We start from the raw sequence: 18,890 nt of genomic DNA, 5'->3' as shown, positions 1-18,890 counted from the left end.
CCCGGCAATCCCCTCATGAAGGCACCCTTCGGGTATAAGGACGCCCACCGGCCCTGAGAAGTTGCCCGTCGATCAGTGCAACACAAAAGATTACCCAAACGGAAGGGCCAGCGACGCTTAGTGAGCGTGTTCACCACGGTAATACTCGAAGACCAGGCCCAGGACGGAGACGGTACCAAAGCCGGCACCGATGAGAAAAAGCCACCATCCGAACACGATCCCCAGCACGCAAATGGAAAGCGACAACCCGCAGAAGAGGGGCCACCAACTGTGTGGGCTGAAGAACCCGAGCTCACCGGCACCCTCGGCGATTTCGGCGTCCTTGCGGTCCTCGGGTCGCGGACCGATCCGGCGGGCCGTCAGCAGGGCGTAGAAGGCCACCAGGAGGGCGAGCAGGGTCGTCAGGACAAGCGCACTCGTGCCGGTCGGGTCGTAGGACAGAAACCAGTAGATCGGGGTGACGATGACGAAAAATATCCCGAGGATCGCAAAGATGATGCCTTCGACCTTCACGACCGATCCTCCGGCTTCTGTCCGCTTACTTCCTCGATGTGCTCGCGCCGTCCGGTGTCGTCCGGTGCGTCGACCACATGGTCCCCGCCTTCGAGCGTCGCCACGTCGAGCATCGCGATCTCGGGGTGATGCAGGTCGAACGCCGGGCTGTCCGAGCGGATCCGCGGCATCGACGTGAAGTTGTGCCGAGGCGGCGGGCAGGACGTGGCCCACTCCAGACTGCGCCCCCAGCCCCACGGGTCGTCGACGTCGACGCGGGGGTTCTTGCGCGACTGGATGACGTTGAGCAGGAAGGGCAGCGTCGACATGCCGAGCAGGAACGCACCGACCGTCGACACCATGTTGGGGGTCGTCCAACCGTCTGTGACCATGTAGTCGGCGTATCTACGTGGCATTCCTTCGATACCGAGCCAGTGCTGAATCATGAATGTCAGGTGGAAGCCGACGAACAATGTCCAGAAATGAATCTTTCCAAGGTGTTCGTCAAGCATTCGTCCGGTCATTTTCGGCCACCAGAAATAGAATCCGGCGAACATAGCGAAAACGACTGTGCCGAATACGACGTAATGGAAATGTGCGACCACGAAATAGGTATCGCTGACATGGAAGTCCAGCGGCGGGGCGGCCAGGATCACACCGGTGAGTCCGCCGAAGAGGAAGGTCACCAGGAATCCGATCGACCACAACATCGGCGTCTCGAAACTCAGGGACCCGCGCCACATGGTGCCGATCCAGTTGAAGAACTTGATCCCGGTCGGCACGGCGATGAGGAACGTCATGAACGAGAAGAACGGCAGGTTGACGTTCCCTGTCACGAACATGTGGTGGGCCCACACCGCGACTGAGAGCGCCGCGATGCTGAGCGTGGCGATGATCATGCCGACGTAGCCGAACAACGGCTTGCGGCTGAACACGGGAAGGATCTCGGTGATGATCCCGAAGAACGGCAACGCGATGATGTAGACCTCAGGATGGCCGAAGAACCAGAACAGGTGTTGCCACAACATCGGTCCGCCGCTGGCGGGATCGAAGACGTGCGCGCCGAACTGCCGGTCGGCCTCGAGCATCAGCAGAGCACCGGCGAGAATCGGGAACGCGATCAGCACCAGGATGCTCGTGACCAGGATGTTCCAGGTGAAGATCGGCATCCGGAACATCGTCATCCCAGGCGCCCGCATACAGAAGATCGTGGTGACGAAGTTGACGGCGCCGAGAATCGTGCCGAGACCGGCGATGTAGAGGCCCATCACCCACAGGTCGCCCCCGACGCCCGGCGAGCGCACGGCGTCCGACAGTGGCGCGTATCCGGTCCAGCCGAAGTTGGCGGCTCCACCGGGTGCGAGGAATCCCGAGAGTGTGATCAGCCCGCCGAACAGGAAGAGCCAGTAGCTGAACATGTTCAGCCGCGGGAACGCGACGTCGGGTGATCCGATCTGGAGCGGCATGACGACGTTGGCGAAGCCGACGAAGAGTGGAGTGGCGAACAGCAGCAGCATGATCGTGCCGTGCATGGTGAAGAGCTGGTTGAAGATCTCCTCACCCTTCTCTTCACCGAGGATCTGGACGCCTGGCCGGGCCAGCTCCGATCGCATGATGAGCGCCATCAGCCCGCCCACCAGGAAGAAGGCGAACGACGTGATGAGGTAGAGGTGGCCGATGACCTTGTGGTCGGTGGTCGTCAGCCACGACACGACCATGCTGCCGACCCGACGCTCGTGTTCCGGGGGCGTCACACGCTGGTCCGCCTGCGGGCGGTCACCGAGAATCGTCACTTGCTGGCTCCCTCAGGCTGTCCGGTCTCGACGCCCACCTGGGTCGATGTGTGCGCACCTCCGGTGTTCTCACCGGTCTGGCCCCTGGCCTCGAGTCCCTCGAGGTGCGCGATGTACTCCTCCTTGCTCACCACGTGCACCGTGAAGAGCATCCGGGCGTGGTAGGTGCCACACAGCTCGGCGCACTTGCCGGCGAACGTCCCCTCCTTGGTCGGGGTGAGCTCGAAGTAGTTCTCCTTGCCGGGAATGACGTCGAGCTTGAACAGAAACGCCGGGACGAAGAACGAGTGGATGACGTCCGGCGAGTTGAGCCTGAAGCCGACGGTCTCACCGACCGGGAGGTACAGGTGCGCGTTGCGGTCCGGCGTGCCGGCCTCCCAGACCGTCTCACCGATCTCGGGATTGTCGAGGTAGTTGAAGGTCCAGCCCCACTGTTGGCCGATGACGTTGACCGTGTTCGTCGGCGGCTTGTCCGGGTCGACCTCGAGGATGGCGTTCTGGTCGCGCACCGTGAAGATGAAGAGCACGGCGATGATGACGAACGGCACCGCTGAGTAGAGGATCTCGATCGGCAGGTGGTAGCGGGTCTGGGGCGGGACCGAGTCGTCGCGGCGGCGGTAGGCGATCACCGCCCAGATGATGAGACCCCAGACGATGACACCGACCGCGAGGGCGGCGATCCACGCGCCCTGCCACAGGCTCAGCACGTGGGTGGCCCGGTCGCTTGCCGGCGCCGGGAGGCCACCCCTCTTCCAGGTGTCGATGTCCGTGGCGGAGCACCCGCTTGCGGCGACCGCCACGAGCCCCAGGAGTGACGCCGCGCCGATCCTGCCCAGGACACGGCGCGGTCCACGATCACCAGCGTTCGACCTCACCGGATGCCCTTCTCCCTCTGACCCGAGCTCGCTCTGGACGCGAGCGACGCCACCGGCCCTGCTGAACACGCCCAACTCGGCCGGTACAACCTCGACATAGCAGCGACAGAACCCTACTCGGCGCCTCCTGCGGCCCGGTGAAGCCCCCCGCGCCCCGAGGACCCGGCCGTCACACCGGCTCGGGCGTGACAATCGCCGCGGATCGCAGGAGGGGCTCGACCTCCGCCGCCGCCTCGTCGCCGTACGCCTGCGCCAGGCGGGTGAGAAAGGTGTCGGCGGCGAGCTGGTACTCCTGGGGCCCCGTGGTCTCGATCACGTGGGTGGCGAGCAGGCAGCCGACCTGGGCGGCGCGCTCCATCGACAATCCCCACGCGAGGCTGGCCAGGAAGCCTGCCCGGAACCCGTCGCCCACGCCGGTCGGGTCGACCTCGGCCCGCGCGGGTACGCAGGGCACATGCAGCGTCGGCTCACCGGCCCGGTCGATGCGTACGCCCTTCTCTCCCAGGGTGGTGATGCGCACCTGCACCCGGGTGAGGATCTCCGCCGGGCTCCAGCCGCTCTTCTGCTCGGCGAGCGCGGCTTCGTACTCGTTGGTGAACAGGTAGGTCGCTCCGTCGACGAGCGATCGGATCAGCTCGCCGTCGGACCACGCCAGCTGCTGGGAGGGATCCGCCGCGAAGGCGTACCCCCGGTCGCGGCACTCTTCGGTGTGGCGCACCATGGCCGCGGGGTCGTTGGCCCCGATGAGCACCAGGTCGAGGCCACCGACCCGCTCGGCCACCGGGGCGAGTTCGATCTCGCGGGCCTCCGCCATGGCGCCGGCGTAGAAGGTCGCGATCTGTGCCTGGGTGGTGTCGGTCGTACACACGAAGCGGGCCGTGTGCCTGAGCTCGGACACGTGGACGGAGTGGCAGTCGACACCGTGGCGCTCCAACCACGAACGGTAGTCGCCGAAGTCCTGACCGACCGCACCCACGAGCACCGGGCGGAGGCCGAGGCGGGACATCCCGAACGCGATGTTGGGTCCCACGCCGCCGCGCCGCACCTCGAGTTCGTCCGCCAGGAAGGACACCGAGATCTTGTCCAGCTGGTCGGCCACGAGGGAGTCGCGGAACTTGCCGTCGAAGGTCATGAGGTGGTCGGTCGCGATCGATCCGGTCACCGCGATACGCACGGAGAAGTCCCCTTCGGTCTGGCGGGCAGTAGTCGACGCCTGTACGAGGCACCTCTCGACCTCGCCCGCCGCCACGGGGGGCGAGCCGAGATACGCCACCCTACCCAGGCGGACACCCGTGCAGGTGCGACCGACTCCACCCATACCGGTCGCGTCGACGGGTTGGAACCGCTGTCCAGAGCCGGACGTCGGACCCGGGAGGTGTCCCGTCACAGCAGGTTCCGGCGAGGCACCGCCCCGTGATCCGGGAGGCACTGATGGGGACTCGCACCACGGCTATGGCCCGGGCCGCCGCACTCGTGGCCGCCGGCGTCCTGCTCACCGGTTGCGGTGGGACGTCGACGGTCGAGACCGAACCCAAGGCCGATGAGCCCACCGCCACGTCGAATCCGTCGCCCAAGCCGTCCAGGAAGAGCCAGGAGATGCCGCCGGCGAAGCCGCCGGACGACTCCACGTGGACGCCGTTGATCAGGATCGACAAGGTGGAGCGGGACGCCTCGGGCGGCACGCTCACGATCGGCTATACCCTGCCTACTCCCTGTACGCCTGATCTCCGCGAGGCCGAGGTCAGCCAGCGCGACGACGCGGTGACGGTCAAGCTGCACCGTCGCAAACCGCAACCGTCCGACGACAAGCTCGTGTGTACGCAGGTCATCCAGGAGAAATCCGTCGCCGTCCACCTCGACGAACCCCTCGAGGATCGGCCGGTGGTCGACGGCTCATCGGGCAAGACGGTCAAGGTCACCGGTTGACCCGGCCGGGCCGCTGGCCAAAGCCTCAGCCACCGGCGCCCGACCACTCCGGGCCGTCGGGGAAGCCGTAGCGGGCCAGCGCCTCCGGGCGCATCTCGGCCGAGAACCCCGGCGCGGTCGGCACGACGTAGGCACCGCGGCGGACGACCGCGGGTGTCAGGAAGTGCTCGTGCAGATGGTCGGCGAACTCCACCACCCGGTCCGCACGGTCACCACCCACCGCCACCGCGTCGAACGCCGCCAGGTGCTGCACGAGCTCGCAGAGGCCGACGCCACCCGCGTGCGGGCACACCGGTACGCCGAACTTCGCGGCCAGCAGCAGGATCGCGAGGTTCTCGTTGACACCGCCCACCCGGGTCGCGTCGAGCTGGAGAATGTCGACGGCCCCGGCCTGGAGCAGCTGCTTGACGATCACCCGGTTCTGGACGTGCTCCCCCGTCGCGACCTTGGTCGGCGCGATCCCCTCCCGGATGGACTTGTGGCCGAGGATGTCGTCGGGTGAGGTGGGCTCCTCCACCCACCAGAGATCGAACTCCCGTAGCGCGTCGACCCACGACACCGCCTCGGCGACATCCCAGCACTGGTTGGCGTCGACGGCGATCCTGATGTCGTCGCCGACCGCACGGCGGGCGATCGCGAGGCGCCGTCGGTCGTCGTCGAGGTCGCGCCCCACCTTGAGCTTGATCTGGCGGAACCCGTCGGCGACCGCCTGGCGGGCCAGGCGTTCGGCGGTGGCGTCGTCGTAGCCGAGCCAGCCCGGCGTCGTCGTGTAGGCCGGGATACCGTCCGACCGCAGCCGGCGTTCGCGTTCGGCTCGTCCGGGTTCGGCCTTCTTCAACAGGTCGAGCGCTTCGGCCGGGGTGAGGGCGTCGCTGAGGTAGCGCCAGTCGACGAGGGCGACGAGCTCCTCCGGCGTGAGGTCGGCGAGGAGCTTCCAGACCGGCTTGCCGGCCCGCTTGGCGGCAAGATCCCAGACCGCGTTGACGATCGCACCGATCGCCATGTGCATGATCCCCTTCTCGGGGCCGAGCCAGCGGAACTGCGAGTCGCCCACGAGCTCCCGATACACCACGCCGAGGTCGCCGCAGATCTCCTCGACGTCGCGGCCGATGAGAACCGGCGCGAGCGCCTGGATCGCCGCGCACTGGACCTCGTTGCCGCGCCCGATCGTGAAGACGAAGCCGTGACCATGTGGTCCTTCGTCCGTACGGAGGACGACGTAGGCGGCGGAGTAGTCGGGATCGGGGTTCATGGCGTCGGAACCGTGCCAGCCCGCGGAGGTGGGGAACCTCACATCATGGACGTCCACGGCAACGAGTTTGGTCACCCGCTGGCTCCCTTCCTCGGCGGCCCTCGGCGGTTCCGCACATGACCGAATCCGTCTGATGACTATTAGGATCCGAGCGTCAGCTTGCCATGAGGTCGGGCTGGCTCCTACGCCGAGCCGTACCTGGCTCACCAGTTCACAGGTGCGCGTGGTCACTGTCCGCGCGCTGGGAAAGCGATGCGAGGTAGGCATGACGAAGCGGGCAACCGAGCGGCGCACCCTGGGCCGGAGCGGGGTCGAGGTCACAGCGCTGGGACTGGGAACGGCGCCGCTGGGAGGGATGTTCAGCCATGTCGAGGATGCCACCGCGGCTGCGGTCGTGCACGCGGCGCTCGCCGCGGGCCTGACCTATGTCGACACGGCTCCGCTGTACGGCCACGGCATCGCGGAGCGGCGGATCGGCGCGGCACTGGCGGCCGCACCCGTGGCCGATGCCGGCCGCACGAGCTTCGTTCTCTCGACCAAAGTCGGCCGGCTGATTGTGGACAACCCCGACGGTGACTCCGACGGGTTCGTCGACGCTCCTCCGTCGGAGGCGATCTACGACTACTCCCCCGACGCCATCAGACGCTCGCTCGACGAGAGCTTCGACCGGCTGGGGCTGGACTCGGTGGACGTCGTCTACATCCACGACCCCGACGACCACGAGGAGCAGGCGCTGACGGTCGCCTATCCCGTCCTGCACGAGCTGCGGTCGCAGGGAGTCGTCAAGGCGATTGGCGTCGGCATGAACCAGTCCAGGATCCCGACCCGGTTCGTCCTGGAGACCGAGATCGACGCGGTCCTGCTGGCCGGTCGCTACACGCTGCTCGACCAGACCGGGGCGGCCGACGTGCTGCCCGCCTGCCTCGAACGCGGTGTCTCGATCGTCATCGGCGGCGTCTACAACTCCGGGCTGCTCGCCGACCCCCGCCCGGGCGCCACGTTCAACTACACGACGGCACCGCCGGATCTGGTCGCCCGGGCGCAGGAACTCGGCGCGGTCTGCGCACGCCACGACGTACCCCTCAAGGCGGCGGCGATCCAGTACCCGCTCGCGCACCCGGCCGTGGCGTCCATCCTCACCGGCGCCCGGACGGTCGCCGAGCTGGAGGAGAACCTCGCGATGATCGAGTACGACGTCCCTGAGGCGTTGTGGGACGACCTCGCCGCCGTCGGCGCGGTTCGCTACGGCCGGTGACGGCGATGGCGGCTGAGACACTCCGCGTCGACGCGCACCACCACGTCTGGGACCTCGCCGTCCGCGACGAACCCTGGATCGTCGGCGAGGCCATGGCACCGATCCGGCGCAGCTTCGGCCTCGACGACCTCGCGCCGCAGGCGCAGGCCAACGGCATCACGCGGACCGTCCTCGTGCAGACGCTCTCCGACACCGCTGAGACGCGGGACTTCCTCGCACTCGCCCAGACCAGTGAGCTGGTCGGTGCCGTCACAGGTTGGGTCGATCTCACCGCGGCCTCGGTCGCGGACGACCTGGCTGCGCTACGGGAAGCCCCTGGCGGCGGTTACCTGCGGGCGATCCGGCACGGCGTCCAGTCCGAGGAGGACCCGGCATGGCTGTGCCGACCGGACGTCCGCCGCGGCCTCGCCGCCGTCGGCGCCGCGGGACTGCGGTACGAACTGCTGACCATTCCGGTCCAGCTCCCGGCTGCCGTCGCGACGGTCGCCGAGCTGCCCGAGGTGGCGTTCGTTCTCGACCACTGCTCGAAGCCCGAGATCGCCGCCGGGCAGCGAGAGCCGTGGACCACGCAGATCCGCCAGCTCGCGGCCCATCCCCACGTCACCTGCAAACTGTCGGGCCTCGTCACCGAAGCCGACTGGGCGCGCTGGGACGTCGCCACGCTGAAGCCGTACGTCGACGAGGTGCTGGACGCGTTCGGCCCTGAGCGGGTGATGTTCGGATCCGACTGGCCGGTGTGCCTGCTCGCCACGTCGTACTCCGACTGGGTGGCCGCCGCGGAGGAGCTCACGGCGGACCTCACCGCCGACGAGCGCGTGGCCGTCTTCGGCGGCACCGCGCGACGGTTCTATGCGCTCACCTGAGGACGACCGCACCGCCGAAACACTTGTGGTGTTGACTTGCCGCCCATGAGCGAGAGCACCGGGACCTACCGCATCGGCATCGCCGGGATGTCCACCGAGTCGAGCACGTTCGCGCCGCACCGCACGACACTGGCCGACTTCCGCGTCGGCCGTGGCGACGAACTGGCCGACCGCTACCCGTTCCTGACCGACTGGCGGCTCCCGGACGGACCGGAGGTCGAGTTCGTCCCGCTGCTCCAGGCGTCCGCGCTGCCGGGCGGTCAGGTGCTCCCCGAGGCGTACGACACGCTCGAGGCCGAGCTGCTCGACCGGCTCCGAGCCGCTCTCGACGAGGGCCCGATGCACGGGTTCTACTTCGACATCCACGGGGCGATGGCGGTGGAGGGACGCCGCGACTCCGAGGCCGGGCTGGCGGCGAAGATCCGTGCCCTGGTGGGCCCTGCGTGCCTGATGTCGGCGTCGATGGACCTCCACGGACAGGTGTCCCGCGAGCTTGCCGGCACCGTCGAACTGCTCACGGCGTACCGCACGGCACCCCACATCGACTACGTCGAAACCCGCGAGCGCGCGGTCCGCACCCTCGTGCACTGCCTGGTCCAGGACGTCCGACCGGTACGCGCCTGGGTCCGGATCCCGGTCCTGCTCCCCGGCGAGAAGACGAGTACCCGCGTCGAACCCGCACAGTCGATCTACGCCTCGCTCGCCGACGCCGAACGCCGGGACGGCGTGCTCGACGCCTCCCTCTGGGTCGGGTACGCATGGGCCGACGAGCCACGCTCTGCCGCCACCGTCCTCGTGTCGGGCACTGACCGCAGCGCTGTCACCGGTGAGGCCACCCGGCTCGCACAGGCCTGGTGGGACGCCCGGGACGGCTTCGAGTTCTGTGCACCCGCAGGGCCTGCGGACTGGTGCATCGCCCAGGCGTTCGGCTCCGACCGGCGGCCGTTCTTCGTGAGCGACTCCGGTGACAACCCCACCGCAGGAGGGTCGAACGACGTCGCGTGGTTCCTCGGCCAGCTGCTCGCCACGCCTGCCCTGGTTTCCGGCGAGCGGTCGGCGATCTGGGCGAGCTGTGTCGCCTCCGCGGCCGTGCGTACCTGCGTGGATGCCGGCGTCGGTGCCGACGTGGAGGTGCGGGTCGGCGGCGAGTTCGGTGGCAGTGAGTCGGTGCCGCTCGCCGGCCGCGTCGCGCATGTGCAGCGGGACGACCGGACCGGAGGCGACATCGCGGTCGTGCGGACCGGCGGCATCTCGGCCATCCTCACGAGCCGCCGCAAGCCGTTCCACCATGTCGCCGACTTCACCGGCCTCGGCCTCGACCCGGCCACCCACGACCTGACCGCGGTCAAGATCGGCTACCTCCAGCCGGACCTGTACCGGGCGGCCCGAGGGTGGGTGCTGGCGCTGACGCCGGGCGGTGTCAACCAGGACCTGAACGGGCTGGACTACCAGCACGTCCTACGTCCCGTGCATCCGTTGGACGCCGACCTCGCGGAGCCCGACCTCACCCCGGTCCTGTTCGACTGATGATCCCGGACCCGCGCGGCGGCACGGACCTGCGCCGGCCAGCCGATCGGATGCTGCACAAGATCACCCTCGTCACCTAAGGTAGATCATCTATTTCGGCACTGTGACCAGGTGGGCGCGCTCGCGCACCGCGCCGGGACCGGCGGAGCCGAGATCCGAGTGGCGGACGGGCAGCGCAGCCTTGTCCCCAGGGGGAGTGGCATGGTCGGACTACGACTGGAACGCCTCACGGTCGTAGGTGTGTGCACGAAGCTGAACCTCCAGGTGCGCGCCGGCAGTGTGCGGGCGGCGGTCGTACGAGACCAACCCTCGGTGGACGTCCTCGCCGACGTGATCGTGGGACTCCACAAGCCGTCCAACGGGCGGGTGTTCGTCGACGACACCGTGGTCAGCCAGCAGCACACCGACCACCGGCGGCATCGCAAACACCGGCTCAACCACCAGCAGAGCAGGCAGTGCGGGATCAGGCTGGTGCCGGCCGACGGCTGGCTCGAGCCGCAGCGCACGGTCTTCGACCACATCCTGCAGGCGCAGTGCCCGACGGCGCCTGCGACTGAGGACGCCACGAAGACCGTCCAGGAAACCGTCTCCGCGTTCGGTCTCGAACCCATCGCCGAACGCCGACCGGAGCACCTCACCCCGACCGAACGCCAACTCCTCGGGCTGGCCAGGGCCATGTGCTGGAAGCCCTCCGCCGTCGTACTCGAGGACGCACCCGGACAGCCCACCTGGGACGCGGTCTTCGAGGACCGGCGTCGCCGGGTGCGGCGAACCGAGCACGTGGGCGTGCCCGATCCACCTGTCCCCCACCCCTTCGTGGCCATGCTGATCATCACGACCGACGCCGCGCGTGTACGGCAACTAGACGACGACCCCGTGGGCGTGGAGCCCGGTGGTGTCCGATGAACCCGCGTACGCATGCCGGCGACCGGGACGATGTCAGGTCGGCAGGCCCCCCGGCTCGCCTCAGCCGGCGAGGCCTGTTGCGCACGGCCGGCCTCCTGCCGCTCGCCGGCGGTGGCGCCGGCTGTTCGGCGGGCTATGACCTCGTACGACCGGACTCGGCGGTCCGCGTCGCGGTCGCATGGAGCGCCGCCGAGCTCGTGGCGTTCCGGCGGCTGATCGACCACCTGGACGACCTGCCCGGAATGCGGCCCAAGACGTACGCCGTCGAACCGGTACCGCTCGGCGACGACATCTCGACCGCACTGGCCGCGCGGGGAGCTGGCCGGGTCGACGTGGTCATGCTGCCCATGCCGGGCCTCGTGTGGGAGAACCGTGACGTCCTCGAGCCGCTGCCGAGGGACCTCCTCTCCTACGGCACCGTCGGCGACAACTACGACCTCGTGTGGCGGGACCTGTTGTTCGATCCCGAGGAGGGCAGCGACCCGGCGGCGTACGGTGTGCCCTTCAAGCTCGCCCACGAGTCGCTGGTGTGGTACCGCACCTGCGTGTTCGCGAAGTACGGCCTCGAGCCGCCGGGCACCTGGGAGGAATGGACCGACGTCAACGCCGAGCTCGTACGCCGAGGCGTCGCACCCCTCGCCGTCGCCGCAGCCGACGGGTGGATGCTGACGCTGTTCTTCGAGAACGTCCTGCTGGGGCACTCGCCCTGTGCGTACCGAGGACTCAAGGGCGGGTCACCACGACCGTGGGACCACCCCAAGGTGCGCGACACCCTCGTGTTGCTGGGTCAGATGTGGGGCGCGCCCGGAGCTCTGTCCGGCGGTGTGAAGAAGTCCCTGGTGCAGCAGTTCCCGGACGCCGTGCTCGAGGTGTTCCGGTACCACCGGGCGGCGATGGTGCTCGTCCCCGACTTCGCCGAGCCGTTCGTCCGTGACTTCGGTCGCCCGGAGGGCGACGGGTGTACCGACCACTGGGGAATCTTCGCCTTCCCTCGGGTGGACGCGCCGGATGCACCGCTGATCGCGGGCGGCGACGCGGCAGTGCTGACCCGGGCGGCGGTCGACGACGCGGCCGACCTGATCAGACGCCTGGCTCACCCGTCCGCGCCGGTGAACTGGATCGCGGGCCACGGCGGTTTCATCCCGGCCAACCGCAACACACCGCAGGGCAGCTACACGCCCAAGGTCGGGTCGTTCGCGCGGCAGCTGCACGAACGGCCCTATCAGTTCGACCTCTCGGACCAGATCGGCGCCATCGGTGGCCGCGAAGGACTGTGGAGGGTCCTGCAGGACTTGCTCGCCGAGGTAGGCAACGGCCACGCCGACCTGGCGCCGGCGGCCGCCGACCGGGCGATCGAACGGCTGATCGCCCTCGAGGACGAAGCCGGAGGACCCGACGTCGACCAGACGTCGCTGCACCTCAGGCGCCGCGCAGCGGCTGCGGCCATCGACGAGTGCATGGACCTCCAGGGGTTCTGATGGCGATCGTGTCGCATCGCGACCTCCGGCTGGAGGTCACCAGCCGCCCCATGAGCGGGCCGCTGGTACCCGGCCGGCCGCCGGTCAAGGTCCTCGACTACGTCCTCGCCATCCCCGCGGCCATGGTCCTCGTCCTGCTCATCGTGCCCATGCTCGTGACCGTCGTCCAGGCGTTCGACGCCGACCGGTTCGGGTTCGGAAACTTCGCCGCCGTCCTCGGCGATACCGACGCACTCCGCGCCCTGTGGCACACGGCCCTCTGGATCGTCACCGCCCTGGCGTTGGTGGTGGTGAGCTTCGGCATCGCCATGCTCAGCAGGGCGGTCGACCGCTGGTGGCTGGCGTTCATGGGCGTCATCGTCCTGCCGTTCGGCGCCTCGGCCGTCGCCTCCGGCGCTGCCTTCCGGCTGATGTTCGATCCCGTCCCCGAGCGCGGGCTGGCAAGCGCGCTGGTGTTCGAGATCTTCGACCGGACACCGGTCTGGCTCGGCCCCGGTCTGATCTGGTTCGTACTCGTCTCGTCCTTCTGTTGGACGTGGCTGGGCTTCGCGGTGTCACTGTTCCGGGCGGGGCTCCGGGCAAGTCCCGAAGGGGTCATCCGCCGGGCGCGTGTCGAGGGGGCGGGCCGGCTCCGGCAGCTGAGCATCCGGGTGCAGATGCTCTGGCCAGTCGGGGCCACGATCATGCTGACGTTGGTGGCGGCGGCGGTCCGGCTGTTCGACCTCGTACTCGTCGCCACGCCCGGACCCATGCAGGACGACGTCGACACGGTGGCCGTCCACTGGTGGCGCCTCACGGCGAAGCCGTTGGAGGACCAGGGGCAACCCGCCGCTCTCGCGGTGATCCTGTTCGCCATGCTCGGCGTCGTGGCGCTCGTGCTCAGCCACGCCATGGGCCGGCCACGCAACGTATCGACAAGCCCGCCGCACTGGTGGCGGGAACGCGGTCGCGAGTCCGACGTACGCACCCGCGGCTGGAGCATCGTGGTCGGCAGCGGCATCTGCGTCCTCTGGGCGCTTCCGGTCATCTCCCTGGTCGCCACGGCACTTCGAGACCCGATCGACGCCGGGTCGACGGGCTGGTGGCGACGGGGCACGGAGGGCCTGTCGCTGCGGTCGCTCGAGATCTCCGCGCCCGGGCTCGTCGACTCGCTGTCGACCACGCTGACTGTCGCCCTCGGCGCCACCGTCCTGGTGGTCGGAACGGGAGTCTTCGCCGCCCGTGCCTTGGCTTTGAGCACCCGGCCCCGGCTGGCCCGGGTCGTCGTCGCCGCGCTCACTCTGCTCGCCGTCGCGCCGGTGCAGATGTACGCCGTACCGCTTCGCGAGGCCTTCACGGCATTGAGCCTCGCCGGCTCCGACTTCTCGTTGATCTTCGTCCACGCCGCAGCTGCCCTGCCGCTGGCGATCCTCATCCTTCGTGCGGCGCTCATCGCCGCGCCGGACAGCCCGGAGGTGGACGCCCTGCGCGGTCAGACACGTGCGGTCACCGCCGCAACCCGGCTCTGGGCCAACGCCGGACGCGCTGTGGTCGCCGTGGCGGTGATCGAGTTCGTCCAGGTCTGGAACGACTTCATCATCGCCCTGCTGGTGAGCGGACCGGGCTCCAGCCCGCTCACGCTCGTGCTCTGGGGTGAGGCGCGGCAGTTCGGCACGTCTGCCGGGACGGTTGCCGCCAGCGCTGCGGTGTCGGCCGTGGTCCCGGTCGTCGTCCTGCTCGCCACCTGGCGCCGGTGGGTGGTGCCGGGCCTCACCGGAGGTGTCCTTCGATGAGCGGACCAGACGACACCGCACCCGGCGGTCCGGCCGGCCCCGGCCGGCCGCCTGGCCCCGATCCCGGCCATGCGGCGGCGGCTGGCGGTGGCGCGGGAGCGCCCACCTCCGGATCGGCGACGTCACGCCTGGGCTTCCCCGACGCCGAATCGCCCAGGGAACCGGGCGCGGGCGTTCCCGCGCCCGTCGGGCAGGCACCGATCACACCGGCACCCATCACACCGGCACCGGTCGGGCAGGCACCGATCACGCCGGCACCGCCACCTGCCGCGCCGCCCGCCGCCAAGATCGACGTCGAACCCCGGTGGGGTCCGGTCCGCAACGCCGCCGTCCTGGCCACGACGACGGTCGGCCTCTTCCTTCTGAGCGTTCTCTCCGACGCACTCGGCAACATCCTCAGCGACCTGCGCTACGTCCTGGGCGTCGGTGGACTCTTCACCATCCTCTGGCTGACCCGGCGGGTGTTGGAGCGCAACCGGAACCGCTACCGCGACCTCGACAGCGACCTGGTGGCGCCCGGACCACCCCTGCGACCTGCGTGGTTTCGTACCCCCGCACCGCTCGCAGGCCGTGACAGCGACGTCTATCGGGGACTCGACATCGTCTGCCGCCGCGGTCTGCTCGCGGTGACAGGGCTCCCGGGCATCGGGAGCTCAGCCGTCGCCGAGGCTGTCGTCGCGGAACTCGTCGAGCGTGGCTACGTCGATGCCGCCGACACCGCGCCGTTCGACCTGCGTGGCTGGTCCACCCGATCTCCCGACGACGCACCGACGATCGCCGGGCGGCTCCTGTCGATGTTCGGTGCGGCCGAGCCGGCAAGCGGCGAGCCCCAGATCCTCGCCGACGCGGCCCTGCGGCTCCGTGACGAGCTGTCACGACGGCCCGCGGTCCTCTTCCTGGACAACGTCATCGACGCCGGCCAGGTCACCTGGCTCATCGATCAGTGGACCACCGACGGCAGCCATCCGTACCTCGTCGTGGCCGGTCGGCCCACCATCGGCGCCGCGTTCCCCGACGACTGTGTGGTGGCGCTCGGAGAGCTGGACGTCTCGAGCATGCGCACCGTCTGGTCCGCAGAACAACCACGGGACGGCGGGGAGCCGCATGACGCCGACTGGCTGGACGACGTACTCGCCGTGTGCGGCGGGCGGCCCGGGGCGGTCCGCGACCTGGCGCGGGAGATGGGCCGCCCGGAGAGCCACTGGAGCCCGGCCGAGCTGACCACCCGCCTGTGGCGCCACATGACGTCCGACCAGGATCCGCGCGAGCGCGTCTGGCTGGCGATTCTGGAACGCACCGGTGTCAGCATGTCTCGCAAGGCCCGCCACCTGGCGCGCGCCCTTGCCGACCTTCCCGTCGCGGAACTCACGGTCGAGGCGATGGAGGCGGCGCGCCGCGGCATCGATGCCCTGGACGCGATGGAGTCCGGTAGACCTGCGACGTCGCACGATCTCGGTCGCCCCACCCCTCCACGACTCGACGACATCGACCTCGTCGACCCCATCCAGGAACTCTGCAACCGGAATCTCGTCCGCCGCTCGCCGGTCGGCAGGTATCGCATGCCGCTCGAGGTACGCCAGGCGGTCAGGGCGACCGAACCTGACAGCGAACGCATGACCGCTGTCCGCGCCGCTCTGTCCTCGCTCGTCCATCGTTACGCCGATCTCGCCGAACGGTGGAGCATCCTGCTGGACAGCGTGGACTACGCCAGGTCGGCCGTCCTGTGGTTCCAAGCCGAGGAGCCGTTGCTCCGGGCACTGCTCACCGCCAGCTACGCGGACACGCCCACCGAGGACTATCCCGAGGGCGAGTTGCTCGCGCTGACTCTCGATGACCTCGCCCGGCTCGCGGACGCGGTCGACGTCTGGTACGTCCGCCAGCAGCAGGTGTTCGGTGCTCGCCTCGTCCAGGAGAACCTCGTCAAGCTCGCCTACACCGCCGGCCGGCACGACCTGGACCGCCTCGCCGCGGTCCGGATGGCGGCGGTCTACCGATCCGCGGGCATGTTCGACGACGCCGCCGCCATGTTGAGCCAGGCCGGCGTACCCATGCCGGCCGACAGGTGGTCCTGGCTGCCGTGGCGACGACCCACCGCCTGGGATCTGGGTGCGTGGCACCATCACGAGCGGGCCCTACTCCACCTCGCCCGCGCCGAGAGCGCGACCGACCCCATGTTGGCCGCCGTCGAGCTGGCCGGCGCCGAACTCGAGCTCCAGCGCGTCTGGCAGCGCCTTCCGCGAAAGAACGTGAAGGGTGAGGTCACCACGTTGTTGACGATGGGCGTCGTCTACCTCCACCAGGGTCGGCCCGACCGTGCGCTCGACCGCCTCGACCTCGCGGAGAGCCGGTCCGGCGAGTGTGGCGACTCCGCGGGGCAGGCACACGCCGCGGAGCTTCGGGGCGTCGCCGCCTGGATGCAGGGCCGAGCGACGGTCGCGGCCGCCCTGTGGCAACACGCCCTGACGGAGTTCCGCAAGCTCGCCGACCACCAGGGCGAGGGGCGGTGCCTCCAGCACCTGGGATCGGCCGTTCTCGTCGCACCCGAGCTCGCAGGCCTCCTTCTCGGCGAGGACCGGCGAACCGTCACCGAGGTCACGGCGATCCAGCACGCACATGTCTGGCTGGAGCTGAGCAGGCGACTACGTGCCGGCCAGCCGGTGTCACCCATCGCCGACGGCTACCTACGGCTGGCGCGGAGCCGGGCCGGACGGTCGCACAGTCCGTACGACCCGGACCTGGCCGGCAGCGAGCCCGCCGGGCGCGAGGTTGGTCGCCAGTCACAAGGCGACGCTATGGCCGTTCGTCTGATCCGCCGATTTCGACGCTGGTGGGGCCCGTGACGAAGGAGGGCCCATACTCGACCGGATGAGCTTCTCCGCGAATACCGATGCCGTGGGTGGCGGCGACGAGACCGTGGTCCTGGAGGGCAGGTTCGAGATCGGCGCGCAGGACTGGGTCTACCTGCCGGTCGACGTACCCGAAGGCGTCCGCGAAATCGCCGTCGCCTACGGCTACGACCGGCCGGAGCCGCCCGCCGGACTGCCGGGTAATGCGCTCGACATCGGCATCTTCGACGAACGCGGCCATGGCGTGCCTGACGGCCCCGGCTTCCGCGGATGGTCCGGAGGCGCCCGCGACTCCTTCGTGATCGGACGTACGCAGGCCACCCCCGGCTACGTCCCCGGCCCGGTCAACGCCGGCACTTGGCACATCCTGCTGGGCCCGTACACCGTGGCGCCGCAGGGCATGACCTATCGCGTCGAGGTCACGCTGCGACGGGATACGCCGCAGTCGGGTCGTACGGAATCAGGTCGTACGGAATCAGGTCGTACGGACGCAGACTTCGTACCCTGTCCAGCTCCCGCGCGGGCGCACGGTCGAGGTCCCTCGTGGTACCGCGGCGACCTGCACATGCACACGGTCCACTCGGACGGCCAGCTGGAGCCCGCCGAGCTCGCGGCCGCCGCCCGGGACGCCGGTCTGGACTTCATCGTCTCCACGGAGCACAACACCTGCAGCGCGGCCGGGATCTGGGGCCACCACGCCAGCGACGACCTGCTGATCATTGTGGGTGAGGAGGTGACGACCCGCAACGGGCACCTCGTCGCCGCGGGTCTCACGGAGGGTTCGTGGATCGACTGGCGCTTCCGCGCGGCCGACGGCCTGCTCCCCGCCACGGTCGGCGAGATCCACCGCCAGGGAGGCATCGCGATCGCCGCACATCCGTTCGCGCCGTGTCTGGGCTGCGCGTGGAAGTACGGCTTCGACGACGTCGACGCGATCGAGGTGTGGAACGGCGACTGGACACCCGACGACGAGGTGTCGCTCCGCGCCTGGGACGCCGCTCTGGTGGCCGCCGGCCGCGCGGGCCGGTGGCTCCCCGCGGTCGGCAGCAGCGACTTCCACGGTGGCGAGGACAGGGTGGGCCTCGGCCAGACAGTCGTCCGCGCGGAGGCGCTGACCCGGGAAGCGATCCTCGCTGGGGTGCGCGCGGGGCACAGCTATCTCACGGGGTCATCAGAGGTCGAGATGGAGTTCTCCGCGCGTGGTGCGGGGCACGTCGCGGGGATCGGTGGCCGACTCTGCCTCCCCTGGGACGCCCCGGTGACACTCGACGTGGCCGTCAGGGGCGGGCCGGAGGGATTCGTCCGGTTCGTCACGGACAAGGGAGCCGTCGCCCAGCTGGAGACCGGTGGGGAGGGGTCCGCGACCTGGACCACGACCGCCGCGGCCTCGCACTACGTCAGGGTCGAAGTGCGCCGACCGCACGCCGCGATGACGCACTTCGAGCCGATGGTGGCGCTGACGAACCCGATCTTCCTCGACACCGGAGCCTGACAGCGCCGGGCACGGAGGAGTCCAGGGCTCAGGGAATGCTCAGAGCTCAGTGGAACGAGTCGCCGCAGGCGCAGGAGCTGGTGGCGCTCGGGTTGTCGATCGTGAAGCCCTGCTTCTCGATCGTGTCCACGAAGTCGATCACCGCACCCTGAAGGTATGGCGCGCTCATCCGGTCGACGATCACGCCGACGTTGCCGAACTCCTTGACGACGTCGCCGTCGAGTTCGCGCTCGTCGAAGAACAACTGGTAGCGCAGGCCGGAGCAGCCACCCGGCTGGACCGCGAGTCGAAGCCGGAGGTCGTCACGGCCCTCCTGGTCGAGGAGGTTCTTGACCTTGCTCGCTGCCGCGTCGGTGAGCACGACGCCGTCGGCCTGCTGCTCCTGGGTTAGGTCGCCCTGAATGGTCATAGAT

General features: G+C 69.4%; 15 protein-coding genes. 9 read left to right on the top strand and 6 right to left on the bottom strand.

The genetic code is table 11. The features are described from left to right. Window positions 1–117 precede the first annotated feature (117 nt). The 4 genes from ABN028_RS13850 to ABN028_RS13835 form a co-directional block, all read right to left on the bottom strand. Window positions 118–513 carry a cytochrome c oxidase subunit 4 gene (locus tag ABN028_RS13850; RefSeq protein WP_349327858.1) on the bottom strand — a complete coding sequence of 132 codons (396 nt, stop codon included), beginning with the start codon at window positions 511–513 and terminating at the stop codon, window positions 118–120. Beyond that, complete coding sequence (gene ctaD / locus ABN028_RS13845; protein ID WP_349696944.1) at window positions 510–2,210, bottom strand: aa3-type cytochrome oxidase subunit I; 1,701 nt, start codon at window positions 2,208–2,210, stop codon at window positions 510–512. Before ctaD ends, ABN028_RS13850 begins: the two co-directional genes overlap by 4 nt. Window positions 2,211–2,281: 71 nt before the next feature. Then, on the bottom strand, window positions 2,282–3,160 hold the full coding sequence (gene ctaC / locus ABN028_RS13840; protein ID WP_349327857.1) for an aa3-type cytochrome oxidase subunit II: 879 nt from the start codon (window positions 3,158–3,160) through the stop codon (window positions 2,282–2,284). Between the two features lie 169 nt (window positions 3,161–3,329). Beyond that, window positions 3,330–4,334 (bottom strand): carbohydrate kinase family protein, encoded by a 1,005-nt coding sequence (locus ABN028_RS13835; protein ID WP_349327856.1) that lies wholly within the window; start codon window positions 4,332–4,334, stop codon window positions 3,330–3,332. Between the two features lie 257 nt (window positions 4,335–4,591). Between ABN028_RS13835 and ABN028_RS13830 the strand changes: the two genes are divergently transcribed. Next, window positions 4,592–5,086 (top strand): hypothetical protein, encoded by a 495-nt coding sequence (locus ABN028_RS13830; protein WP_349327855.1) that lies wholly within the window; start codon window positions 4,592–4,594, stop codon window positions 5,084–5,086. A 25-nt stretch (window positions 5,087–5,111) separates the two neighbouring features. On the opposite strand, the gene ABN028_RS13825 is transcribed toward ABN028_RS13830, so the two are convergent. After that, window positions 5,112–6,413 (bottom strand): enolase C-terminal domain-like protein, encoded by a 1,302-nt coding sequence (locus ABN028_RS13825; RefSeq protein WP_349327854.1) that lies wholly within the window; start codon window positions 6,411–6,413, stop codon window positions 5,112–5,114. Between the two features lie 190 nt (window positions 6,414–6,603). Between ABN028_RS13825 and ABN028_RS13820 the strand changes: the two genes are divergently transcribed. The 8 genes from ABN028_RS13820 to ABN028_RS13785 all read left to right on the top strand — a co-directional run bounded on the left by ABN028_RS13820 (window position 6,604) and on the right by ABN028_RS13785 (window position 18,477). Next, window positions 6,604–7,593 (top strand): aldo/keto reductase, encoded by a 990-nt coding sequence (locus ABN028_RS13820; RefSeq protein ID WP_349327853.1) that lies wholly within the window; start codon window positions 6,604–6,606, stop codon window positions 7,591–7,593. Window positions 7,594–7,598: 5 nt separating this feature from the next. After that, the gene (locus ABN028_RS13815; RefSeq protein WP_349696875.1) at window positions 7,599–8,456 is read left to right on the top strand and encodes an amidohydrolase family protein; all 858 of its coding nucleotides are present in this window, start codon (window positions 7,599–7,601) and stop codon (window positions 8,454–8,456) included. A gap of 45 nt (window positions 8,457–8,501) precedes the next feature. Continuing rightward, on the top strand, window positions 8,502–9,983 hold the full coding sequence (locus tag ABN028_RS13810) for a M81 family metallopeptidase (protein ID WP_349696874.1): 1,482 nt from the start codon (window positions 8,502–8,504) through the stop codon (window positions 9,981–9,983). A 111-nt stretch (window positions 9,984–10,094) separates the two neighbouring features. Then, the gene (locus ABN028_RS13805) at window positions 10,095–10,889 is read left to right on the top strand and encodes an ATP-binding cassette domain-containing protein (protein WP_349696873.1); all 795 of its coding nucleotides are present in this window, start codon (window positions 10,095–10,097) and stop codon (window positions 10,887–10,889) included. Between the two features lie 77 nt (window positions 10,890–10,966). After that, window positions 10,967–12,367: an ABC transporter substrate-binding protein gene (locus ABN028_RS13800; RefSeq protein WP_349696872.1), complete on the top strand. Its 1,401-nt coding sequence runs from the start codon at window positions 10,967–10,969 to the stop codon at window positions 12,365–12,367. Window positions 12,368–12,375: 8 nt separating this feature from the next. Then, on the top strand, window positions 12,376–14,139 hold the full coding sequence (locus tag ABN028_RS13795; RefSeq protein WP_349327848.1) for a sugar ABC transporter permease: 1,764 nt from the start codon (window positions 12,376–12,378) through the stop codon (window positions 14,137–14,139). Next, a complete protein-coding gene (locus ABN028_RS13790; protein WP_349696871.1) occupies window positions 14,136–16,979 on the top strand; it encodes a hypothetical protein in 2,844 nt (947 codons plus the stop codon). The genes ABN028_RS13795 and ABN028_RS13790 overlap by 4 nt, the downstream gene beginning before the upstream one ends. Window positions 16,980–17,004: 25 nt before the next feature. Then, window positions 17,005–18,477: a CehA/McbA family metallohydrolase gene (locus ABN028_RS13785; RefSeq protein WP_349696870.1), complete on the top strand. Its 1,473-nt coding sequence runs from the start codon at window positions 17,005–17,007 to the stop codon at window positions 18,475–18,477. A gap of 46 nt (window positions 18,478–18,523) precedes the next feature. On the opposite strand, the gene ABN028_RS13780 is transcribed toward ABN028_RS13785, so the two are convergent. Then, entirely contained in the window at window positions 18,524–18,886 is a 363-nt protein-coding gene (locus tag ABN028_RS13780; protein ID WP_349327845.1) for a HesB/IscA family protein, read from the bottom strand. Between the last annotated feature and the right edge of the window lie 4 nt (window positions 18,887–18,890).

Origin of the sequence: Actinopolymorpha sp. B17G11, assembly GCF_040196095.1 — a bacterium.
Taxonomy (GTDB): Bacteria; Actinomycetota; Actinomycetes; order Propionibacteriales; family Actinopolymorphaceae; genus Thermasporomyces.
Note: the sequence above shows the minus strand (reverse complement) of the source record. Positions and strands in the feature narration are given on the sequence as shown.

What these genes read in the sequence shown, in the direction of transcription:
- ctaD (WP_349696944.1), bottom strand. Translation starts at nt 2,210, where the DNA reads ATGGTCGTGTCGTGGCTGACGACCACCGACCACAAGGTCATCGGCCAC.
- ABN028_RS13830 (WP_349327855.1), top strand. Translation starts at nt 4,592, where the DNA reads ATGGGGACTCGCACCACGGCTATGGCCCGGGCCGCCGCACTCGTGGCC.
- ABN028_RS13820 (WP_349327853.1), top strand. Translation starts at nt 6,604, where the DNA reads ATGACGAAGCGGGCAACCGAGCGGCGCACCCTGGGCCGGAGCGGGGTC.
- ABN028_RS13815 (WP_349696875.1), top strand. Translation starts at nt 7,599, where the DNA reads ATGGCGGCTGAGACACTCCGCGTCGACGCGCACCACCACGTCTGGGAC.
- ABN028_RS13810 (WP_349696874.1), top strand. Translation starts at nt 8,502, where the DNA reads ATGAGCGAGAGCACCGGGACCTACCGCATCGGCATCGCCGGGATGTCC.
- ABN028_RS13790 (WP_349696871.1), top strand. Translation starts at nt 14,136, where the DNA reads ATGAGCGGACCAGACGACACCGCACCCGGCGGTCCGGCCGGCCCCGGC.
- ABN028_RS13785 (WP_349696870.1), top strand. Translation starts at nt 17,005, where the DNA reads ATGAGCTTCTCCGCGAATACCGATGCCGTGGGTGGCGGCGACGAGACC.
- ABN028_RS13780 (WP_349327845.1), bottom strand. Translation starts at nt 18,886, where the DNA reads ATGACCATTCAGGGCGACCTAACCCAGGAGCAGCAGGCCGACGGCGTC.